This window comes from Sporichthya brevicatena, assembly GCF_039525035.1.
In the GTDB taxonomy this organism is placed as follows: Bacteria; Actinomycetota; Actinomycetes; order Sporichthyales; family Sporichthyaceae; genus Sporichthya; species Sporichthya brevicatena.
This window is the reverse complement of record NZ_BAAAHE010000011.1, coordinates 164,184-172,873: the sequence shown is the minus strand read 5'-3', so window position 1 is coordinate 172,873 and position 8,690 is coordinate 164,184. Positions and strand designations below refer to the sequence as shown.

Genomic DNA, 8,690 nt, shown 5'->3' with positions numbered 1-8,690 from the left:
GGCCCCGGGCACCACCGGCGCCGCCACCACCGGCGCCGCGACCACCGGCACGACCGGAGCCGCCACCAGCGGCACGACCGGGACCGCGACCAAGCCAGGGGTCAAGACGAGTTCGGGAACGCAGGGCAGCAGCGCAGCGGTTCCCGCCGGACCGAACGCCCCGTGCAGCAAGTCGCTCGCACCGATCGTCATCGGCCAGACCGCCGCCTTCTCCGGGTTGATCGGCGCCTCCGTCGGCAATATTCGGACCGGAGTGGCGTTGTGGCTTCGCGCGGTGAATGCGCGTGGCGGCATTCAGTGCCACCCGGTGAAGCTCTACCAGATGGACGACGGGGCTGACCCCGCGCGCGTGACGTCGAACTTGACCGAGCTGGTCGACAACAAGAAGGCCGTCGCGATCGTGGGAGCTGCGATCCCGACCACGGTGGCGGTAGGTCGGCAGTTCGCTGAGAAGCGGAAAATCCCCTTCGTCGGCGGCGATCTCGCCGACACCACGTGGCACGCTAGTCCCTATCTCTTCCCGCAGGGCGGCAATGCCGTGGCCACGTGGGCGGCTGCGATGAAGGCGGCCGCGGTCGAGCGTGGGGGAACAAAGGCGGGTCTGATCTACTGCGTCGAGTCGGCGGGGTGCGGGATCGTCAATGAGCAATTCGAGGCCTTCTCCCGTGCCGCCGGCCTGCAAGCGGTCGCCAAGCGCGTCTCGTCGCTGACGTCGCCGGACTACACGGCCGAGTGCCAGGCGATGAAGGCGGCAAAGGTCGATGTCATCTTCCTGTCCCTGGACGGGTCAGGGGCCGCCCGGGCCGCACGATCCTGCAAGGCGCTCGGATTCACCGGTACGACTGCAACGTCCGCGTTGGCCGTGAGCGATGCCGCCGCCAACGACCCGAACCTGCGCGAACTCGGCATGTACCTCGGCAACGGGAACGCTCCCTTCCTTTCCACGGACTCGGTTGGCGGCAAGGAATTCCGGGAGGCCTACCTGCGGCTGGCGCCGGATTCCCCGCTCGACCAGAACACGATGTCGGGCTGGGCCTCCGGCAAGTTGCTCGAGAAGGCCCTCGAGAAGGTGAGCGACCAGGCACGCAGTGGGCCGGTCACCGTCGACATGGTGCTGTCCGGCCTCTGGCAGATCAAAAACGAGAAGCTCGACGGAATCGCTCCCCCGATCACCTTCAACAAGGGCGCGCCGCCGTCCAACAACGACTGCGCGTACCTGCTCGGCGTCACGACGAAGGGATATGTCGCCCCGGTGGGCAGCAAGGTCGAGTGCTTCAAGGGCTTGACCTGAAAAGTTCTGACCTACCCACGTGCCGCCGCGCCGAGGCAAGTCGTGGCGGTCGACCCGTTCAGGAGAAGAGTTTCGGATGAACATCGCAGGCAAAGCAGCCCTCGTGACCGGTGGCGTCGGAGGACTTGGCGAAGCGACCGTGCGCCGGCTGGTGGGCGAAGGCGCCCGGGTCGTCATTGCTGACCTCTCCGACGAGAAGGGGGCCAAGCTCGCGGCCGACCTCGGTGGCGCGGCGGTGTACGTGCGCACCGATGTCACGGACGAAGCGTCGGCGGCGGAGGCGGTCGAGGCGGCGGCGGAACTGGGGGAGCTTCGTCTGGTGGTGAACACCCATGGCGGCCCCGTCGCGGGGATGAGGGTGCTCGCCAAGGACGGCACGCCCATGCCGCAGGAATTGTTCGACCGGACCATCTCCATCTACCTGTCCGGAACGTTTCAGATGCTTCGCCTGGGCGCAGCCGCAATGGCAGTGCTCGAGCCCGATGACTCCGGCGTCCGTGGTCTGGTGGTGAACACCGCGAGCATTGCGGCATTCGAGGGGCAGGTCGGGCAGAGCGACTACAGCGCCGCCAAGGCGGGTGTTCACGGCCTGACGCTGGTGGCAGCGCGCGACCTCGCCGCGGTCGGCATCCGCGTCGTCACCATCGCGCCGGGTACGTTCTTCACCCCGGCCTTCCAGATGTCCGAGGCCGAAGCGCAGGAACGCTGGGGGAACTCGGTTCCGTTCCCGAAGCGGATGGGACGTACCTCTGAGTACGCCGATCTGGTCGCTTTTCTCGCAGCCAATGATTACGTGAACGGTGAGACCATCCGCATCGACGGCGCCCAGCGGTTCGGCCTCAAGTAGCGCGCCGGCCCCAGCCGGGCGCCTCCCCCTTAGCGGGAGGCCGCCCGCTGGGGCCGCGGCTCGTGCGGATAGAACTGAGCGCACCAGCGCCGAAACTGGACGTACTGCCGCTCCTGGCTCCGAAAGGCCGGCTGTTCCATGTAGGCCTGGTTCTCCCAGATGCTGCGATCCACATTTGGTCCGAGAACCTCGTCTCGCTGCGCTCGGATCAGGGCCGCAGCGATCGAGTCCGGACGGTCGCCGGTGTCGTCGGGCGCGCGTTCGACCCAGGCGCTCAACCGGACGTCCATCATCGTGTGGTCGATCGGAGTGGGGCAGATGTAGTGCACGAACTTCCGGATGCTCGTCATGCTCGTACGCATGACGCCGAAGCCCCACGCGGTGTTGTGGAACACCGCGTGAACCGGCCCGCGCGGGGAGGGGAAGTTTCCCTCGTACCCGACCTCGAGTCGTGGCGACGAGTCGTCCCACTCGGTGATCGTCGGGATGTCGAGCCAGCGGTGTGCGTAGCGGACGTGCACGACGTCGGCAATGTTTTCCGCCATCACCTGGGGCTGACACGACATCAGGTCCAAAACGGCCCCGTGGGGCCAGGCGGGGTAGTAGTCGGGGGAGGTCGCCTCTTCGCCGCCCTCCACCGACCAGGATGGCGGATCGCCGTTCTCGTCGTACCAGGCGAGGACCAGGCCGGAGATCTCGACGGCGGGGAACGAACGTAGCGCTCCCACGTCGACGGCGGCGCCGGTGTCGTCGCGCGCGGTCCCGTCCGGCTGCCACTGCCAGCCGTCGAGGATGCACCGGATCGACTCCCCTTCGACCTGGCCCCAGCGGGTCAGGTCGAGGCCCCGACGCCCCTCGTGGGCCTCCATGAGGTGCACCGCGCCCGACTCTGACCGCCAGACGACGAGGTCTCGACCCCAGTACCGGCGTGCTGCGAGTTGTCCCGGTTCCAGCTCGGGTGACCAGGCGACTTGGAACCAGCCCGTCGGGAAGGTCCGACGGTTCCAGCCGGCGATAGCTCGATGGCGCATCGGGGCGTCCTTAAGAGTCGATTTATTTTACTATATGTGCGTGGGGAGCGAGCGAGCAAGGCCGCTGGACACAAGCTGCCCGCGCCATCTACGGTCTAATCAGTTAACTCTTACTACTAGTTCGAGGGTCCACATCATGCAGCGCGGAATTTTCGATCCTTCGCACGATGACTTCCGCGCCACCTGCCGGGAGTTCTTCGAGCGGGACTGTGTGCCGTACGTCGACGAGTGGGAGCGTGCGGGGCAGGTCAGCCGCGAGGCCTGGCGGGCCGCGGGGAAGCAGGGGCTGCTCGCCTGGGAGGCTCCAGAGGAGTACGGCGGGCTCGGCCTGGTCGACTTCCGCTTCAACGCGGTCCTGATCGAGGAGTTCTGGGCCACGGGCACGGTGGGCATCGGGCTGGGCCTGCAGAACGAGATCCTCCTGCCGTACCTGCTCGACCTGACGACCCCGGAGCAGAAAGCACGATGGCTGCCGGGATTCGTCGCCGGCGAGCTGATCGGCGCGATCGCCATCTCCGAACCGGGTGCCGGCTCGGACGTCCGCGCGGTACGGACCTCAGCCCGTCGCGACGGCGACCACTACGTCATCAACGGGTCGAAGACGTTCATCAGCAACGGTCTGCTGGCGGACCTCGTGCTGGTGGTCTGCCGCACGTCCGAGATGGACGGCCACCGAGGCCTCAGCCTGATCGTCGTGGAAAGCGGTACCGAGGGCTTCACTCGTGGCCGACAGCTGGACAAGATCGGCCAGCACTCCCAGGACACGGCCGAGCTCTCCTTCGTCGACGTCCGCGTGCCGGTGGAGAACCTGATCGGGACCGAGGATCGGGGCTTCTACCACCTGATGGCCAACCTGCCCCGCGAACGTCTCGGTATCGCGCTGCAGGCCGCGGGGGCGGCGGAGCGGGCGTTCGCGCTCACGACGCAGTACGCCGGCGATCGCGAGGCGTTCGGGCGGCCGGTCGGTACGTTCCAGGCCAACCGGCATGCCCTGGCGGAGATCCGGATCAAGCTCGACGTCCTGCGTGCCTATCTCGACCGTTGCATCCTCGCTGTCAACGCCGGCGACCTGACCGCCGAGGAGGCGGCCGGCGCGAAGTGGTGGGCGACGGAAACCCAGTGGGAGATCGTCGACCGCTGTCTGCAGATGCACGGCGGCTACGGCTACGTGAACGAGTACGAGATCGCGCGCATCTGGCGGGATTCGCGGGTCTCGCGGATCTATGGCGGGACCAATGAGGTCATGAAAGAGATCGTGGGCCGGTCGCTCGGGTTCGCCGACCCGGTCGCCACGGCGTAGAGAGGGCTGCGGTGTACGGGTTGGAAGGCAAGGTCGCATTCATCACGGGTGTGGCCCGTGGGCAGGGCCGTTCCCATGCGGTGGCGTTGGCCGAGCAGGGCGTGGACATCATCGGCGTCGATGTGTGTCGGCAACTGGACACGGTTAGTTATCCGATGGCGACTCCGGACGACCTCGCGGAGACGGTCGCCCTGGTGGAGAAGCTGGACCGCCGGATCATCGCCGTGGAGGGCGATGTCCGGGATTACGACCAGCTCGACGCCGCGGTGCGCGCTGGGGTGGCCGAACTGGGGCGGCTGGACATCGTCCTGGCCAACGCCGGTGTCATGGCGCACGGTGTGCCCCCGATCGAGAACTCGCGCGAGGCTTGGCGCGACTCCATCGACATCATGCTGACCGGTGTCTGGAACACCCTTCAGGTGACAGTCCCTCACCTCATTGCCGGCGGCCGCGGGGGATCGATTGTCGTCACCAGTTCCTCCGCCGGCCTCCGCGCCTCGGGGACGGACATGGGCGGGGGTACCGACGGCTACTTCGCCTCGAAGTTCGGGGTCGTGGGTCTGGTGAAGGCCTACGCGAATGCGCTGGGCAAGCACGGCATCCGCGTGAACTCGATCCATCCGACAGGAGTGGCCACCCCGATGGTCGTGAACGAGTTCTTCCCGGAGTTCATCGCGGCGAATCCCGAGCTCGGGGAACAAGCGGTCAACGCGCTCCCGGTGCCGGTCATCGAATCGATCGACGTCAGCCGAGCGGTGCTGTACCTGGTATCGGACCACGGCCGGTACGTCACCGGGATCCAGATGCCCGTCGACGCCGGGCTGACGTCCCGTTGAGGGGCCACGAGCGATGAAGGTCGTCATTGACGCTCGGCGGTGCAGTGGACACGGCCTGTGCTTGTCCCATGCACCCGAGATTTTCGAGCACGACGACGCGGGTATGGCCGTCGTCCGGCCGGGTTCCGGGAACGATCTCGCCGCGGCCCGAGAGGCGGAGCAGAACTGTCCTGAACGCGCGATCACCGTGGAGGTGTCGGATGACTGAAAGTGTCGCCGAAATGAACGTCGGGTCCGACGATCCCGAGATCTCTCAGTTCCACTACTGGAACGAGGACGTCCAGGGCGGTGCGGACGCCCTCTTCGACCGGATGCGCGAGCGCTGCCCGGTCGCGAAGAGTGAACGTTACGGCGGCTTCTGGATGCTGTCGAAGTACGACGACGTCTTCCGTGCCTATCAGGAGCCGGAGCTGTTCTCGTCGTACCCGAACCCGATCCCGGCCAACGGAATCGGCAGCGCTCGCCCGGTGATTCCGGTCGAGATCGACCCTCCGGACCACGCGAAGTACCGGGAGATTCTCGCCCCGCTTTTCACGGTCAGGCGGGTGCGTCCCCTGGAGGCCAAGATTCAGGAACATGCCGAAGCGCTCGTCGCCGAGATTGCTGCGAAGGGCTCCTGCGACTACGTCAAGGATTTCGCGCAGGTGCTCCCCACGCGGGTGTTCCTGGACATGATGGGATGGCCGCTCGAGGACGCGCCCCGGTTCCTTGAGTGGACCGAGAAGCTGATGCGTCAGCCTTCCGACGATCCGGAGGAGTCGGCGCGCATCAAGGAGGCGACGGCTCTCGAACTCGTCTCGTACTTCGCCGAGGAGCTGGACCGCAGGGAGGAGCTGGGTCCGCCCAACACCTCTGAGGGCCGCGATTTCATCGACTGGCTTCGCAGCGCCTCGTTCGGTGACGAACGGCCTCTGAGCACGTTCGAGATTCTCGACTGCATCTTCATCGTGCTCATCGCCGGCCTCGACACGGTTCAAGGCGTCCTGAGCATGAGTATGGAGTTCCTGGCCACCCACGAGGACTACCGGCGGGAGATCGTCGAGCACCCGGAACGGATCGATTCCGCCGTCGAGGAGCTACTCCGCTGGTTTGCCCCGGTGCTTCCGGGTCGCCGGTTGACGCGTGACGTGACAATCCGCGGGGTCGACATGAGCGAGGGCGACCGAGTCCTGCTGATGATGAGTTCCGCGTGTCGCGACGAGGACCAGTTCCCGAACGCGGGCTCAATCGACTTCTCCCGGAATCCCAACCGTCACATCGCTTTCGGGGCTGGAGCACATCGCTGCCTGGGCTCCCACGTCGCGCGCCTAGAACTCCGGATCGCTCTGCGCGAGTGGCATCGGCTGATGCCCAATTACCGAATTCAGCCCGGCACCACGCCCGTCCGTCATCTGTCGGCGGTCCGTGGTCACACGGAACTTCTCCTGGAAACGGTCTGAGGTTCACGTCGGCAACTGAACACTGAACGAAGGAGGTACTCATGGCGCAGTTCGGCACCGTCGAGGTGTACGAGGAAATGGCGCGGGCGCTGAACGCCGATCCCGAGTGGACCGGGATGCAAGGCGTCGACATCACCTACACCATGGTCTACGACTACGGATCCCCCGTGGACAAGGCGTTCTTCGTCCGCTACGAGAAGGGTCGTGTCAGCGAAGTTCGCGAACTCGAGTCGCGTGGCGACATCCAGGCCGACTTCGTCATCAGTGGGGACGGCGAGGTCTGGCGGGGGGTGCTGACCAAGACGATCGACCCGACCATCGCCTTGACGCGTGGTCAGTTGAGCGTCAAGGGGAAGATGTCGACGCTGCTCAAGAACATGAGCGCGTTCAAGTACATCATCGACACGATGACGACGATCGAGCTGACATGAGCTCGACCCGCGCCTTGAACTACATCGACGGCGAATGGGTGGACGGTGGCAGCGGAGACTGGATTCCCGTTGTCGATCCGTCCCACCTGACGCCGATCGCCGAGGTTCCCGACAGCGATGTCGAGACCGTCGCGGCGGCCGTGGCAGCGGCTCGCCGAGCGTTCGACGAAGGCCCCTGGCCCCGTCTGAGTGCGGCCGCCCGAGGCGACGTCGTGCTGCGACTCGCGGCCGAGTTGGAGGCCCGCCTGCCGGTGCTCGACGAGCTGATCCCGCGCGAGGCCGGCTGCCCGGCGCGGTTGTCCGGCCTCATGCAGACCGGTACCCCCATCGGGATGGTCCGTGACATGGCGGAGTGGGCGGGCCTGCTGGAGGAGGTCAAGTCCGGACCGATCGTGACTGCTCCGGCCGTCGGTCAGAGTGACGTGCTGCGCGAGCCGGTCGGCGTCTGCGCCGGCTTCGTCCCCTTCAACTTCCCCCTGCTGATGACCATCTGGAAGGTCGTTCCGCCGATCCTGATGGGGAACACGGTGGTCATCAAGTCTTCGCCGCTGACGCCGCTCGCCAGCGTCGAGTTCGTCCGTGCCTGCGAGGCAGCGGGCGTGCCGGCCGGGGTCGTCAACCTGGTGCACGGGGACCAGGAGGCGGGCAAGGCGCTGGTCGCGCATCCGGGTGTCGACCACATCAGCTTCACGGGCAGCACGGAGGTCGGATCGCGTGTCATGGCGGCGGCGGCGCCCACCGTCAAGCGGCTGACGTTGGAGCTCGGGGGCAAGTCCCCGAGTCTGGTGCTGCCGGACGGCGACCTGGAACTGGCCGTCCGTGGCACGTTGTTCGCCGCGTTCATGCACGCCGGGCAGGCCTGCGTCGCGACCACCCGGCTCCTGGTGCCCTCCGGTCTCTACGACGTAGCAGTAGACCTGGTCCGCAAGCGCACGGAGGCGCTGAAGCTCGGCCCCGCCGAGGACTTCGCGACCGACGTCGGCCCGCTGATCTCCGAGCAGCAGTGCCTCCGCGTGGAGGCGATGGTGGAGCGAGCGGTGAGCGAGGGCGCGAAGGTCCTCACCGGGGGCCGGCGCGCCGTCGTCGACGGAGCGGACGGGTGGTTCTTCGAACCGACGGTGCTCACCGACGTGACGCCCGACATGGAGATCGCCCAGGAGGAGGTCTTCGGTCCGGTGCTTGTCGTGCTGCCCTACGACACCGTCGAGGAGGGTGTCGCCCTGGCCAACAACACGAGGTACGGACTCGGAGCGGTCGTCTGGGGTTCGACGCTCGCGGCCCGCGCCGTGGCGCGCCGGATCCAGGCCGGGACGGTGTGGATCAACACGTACGGAGTTCTGGCGCCGGCGCCCTACGGGGGTTACAAGCAGAGCGGATTCGGCCGCGAGTGGGGTCCGGAAGGGATGCTCGAGTACACCCAGATGAAGCACGTCTACACGAGCCTGGACGAGAACGACCTCGACTGCCGGCCGTACGGATTGGTCGGTTCCGAATGGCCGTGATGGGTGCGCCGGC

General features: G+C 66.8%; 9 protein-coding genes. 8 read left to right on the top strand and 1 reads right to left on the bottom strand.

Going from position 1 to position 8,690, the window contains the following annotated elements; genetic code table 11:
- Window positions 1-1,291: ABC transporter substrate-binding protein (locus ABD401_RS08385; RefSeq protein WP_344603533.1), on the top strand; the 1,291-nt coding region annotated here is incomplete at its 5' end.
- A 76-nt stretch (window positions 1,292-1,367) separates the two neighbouring features.
- On the top strand, window positions 1,368-2,138 hold the full coding sequence (locus ABD401_RS08380; RefSeq protein ID WP_344603531.1) for an SDR family NAD(P)-dependent oxidoreductase: 771 nt from the start codon (window positions 1,368-1,370) through the stop codon (window positions 2,136-2,138).
- A 29-nt stretch (window positions 2,139-2,167) separates the two neighbouring features.
- Here ABD401_RS08380 and ABD401_RS08375 read toward each other — a convergent pair whose 3' ends face one another.
- Window positions 2,168-3,169 carry a Rieske 2Fe-2S domain-containing protein gene (locus tag ABD401_RS08375; protein ID WP_344603529.1) on the bottom strand — a complete coding sequence of 334 codons (1,002 nt, stop codon included), beginning with the start codon at window positions 3,167-3,169 and terminating at the stop codon, window positions 2,168-2,170.
- Between the two features lie 136 nt (window positions 3,170-3,305).
- Between ABD401_RS08375 and ABD401_RS08370 the strand changes: the two genes are divergently transcribed.
- Genes ABD401_RS08370 through ABD401_RS08345 form a run of 6 tightly spaced genes read left to right on the top strand, consistent with a single transcriptional unit; the run spans window position 3,306 to window position 8,677 of the window.
- On the top strand, window positions 3,306-4,469 hold the full coding sequence (locus tag ABD401_RS08370) for an acyl-CoA dehydrogenase family protein (RefSeq protein WP_344603527.1): 1,164 nt from the start codon (window positions 3,306-3,308) through the stop codon (window positions 4,467-4,469).
- Window positions 4,470-4,480: 11 nt separating this feature from the next.
- Window positions 4,481-5,305 carry a mycofactocin-coupled SDR family oxidoreductase gene (locus ABD401_RS08365; RefSeq protein ID WP_344603525.1) on the top strand — a complete coding sequence of 275 codons (825 nt, stop codon included), beginning with the start codon at window positions 4,481-4,483 and terminating at the stop codon, window positions 5,303-5,305.
- 13 nt (window positions 5,306-5,318) lie between these two features.
- Window positions 5,319-5,513 (top strand): ferredoxin, encoded by a 195-nt coding sequence (locus ABD401_RS08360; RefSeq protein ID WP_344603523.1) that lies wholly within the window; start codon window positions 5,319-5,321, stop codon window positions 5,511-5,513.
- The gene (locus tag ABD401_RS08355) at window positions 5,506-6,744 is read left to right on the top strand and encodes a cytochrome P450 (RefSeq protein WP_344603522.1); all 1,239 of its coding nucleotides are present in this window, start codon (window positions 5,506-5,508) and stop codon (window positions 6,742-6,744) included. Before ABD401_RS08360 ends, ABD401_RS08355 begins: the two co-directional genes overlap by 8 nt.
- Window positions 6,745-6,785: 41 nt before the next feature.
- Window positions 6,786-7,175, top strand: a complete 390-nt coding sequence (locus ABD401_RS08350) for an SCP2 sterol-binding domain-containing protein (protein WP_344603520.1) — start codon at window positions 6,786-6,788, stop codon at window positions 7,173-7,175.
- The gene (locus tag ABD401_RS08345; RefSeq protein WP_344603518.1) at window positions 7,172-8,677 is read left to right on the top strand and encodes an aldehyde dehydrogenase family protein; all 1,506 of its coding nucleotides are present in this window, start codon (window positions 7,172-7,174) and stop codon (window positions 8,675-8,677) included. The genes ABD401_RS08350 and ABD401_RS08345 overlap by 4 nt, the downstream gene beginning before the upstream one ends.
- Window positions 8,678-8,690: the final 13 nt, after the last annotated feature.

Bases quoted from the DNA above. Each gene is read 5' to 3' on its own strand.
- ABD401_RS08375 (WP_344603529.1), bottom strand. From the start codon at position 3,169: ATGCGCCATCGAGCTATCGCCGGCTGGAACCGTCGGACCTTCCCGACG.
- ABD401_RS08380 (WP_344603531.1), top strand. From the start codon at position 1,368: ATGAACATCGCAGGCAAAGCAGCCCTCGTGACCGGTGGCGTCGGAGGA.
- ABD401_RS08355 (WP_344603522.1), top strand. From the start codon at position 5,506: ATGACTGAAAGTGTCGCCGAAATGAACGTCGGGTCCGACGATCCCGAG.
- ABD401_RS08345 (WP_344603518.1), top strand. From the start codon at position 7,172: ATGAGCTCGACCCGCGCCTTGAACTACATCGACGGCGAATGGGTGGAC.
- ABD401_RS08360 (WP_344603523.1), top strand. From the start codon at position 5,319: ATGAAGGTCGTCATTGACGCTCGGCGGTGCAGTGGACACGGCCTGTGC.
- ABD401_RS08370 (WP_344603527.1), top strand. From the start codon at position 3,306: ATGCAGCGCGGAATTTTCGATCCTTCGCACGATGACTTCCGCGCCACC.
- ABD401_RS08350 (WP_344603520.1), top strand. From the start codon at position 6,786: ATGGCGCAGTTCGGCACCGTCGAGGTGTACGAGGAAATGGCGCGGGCG.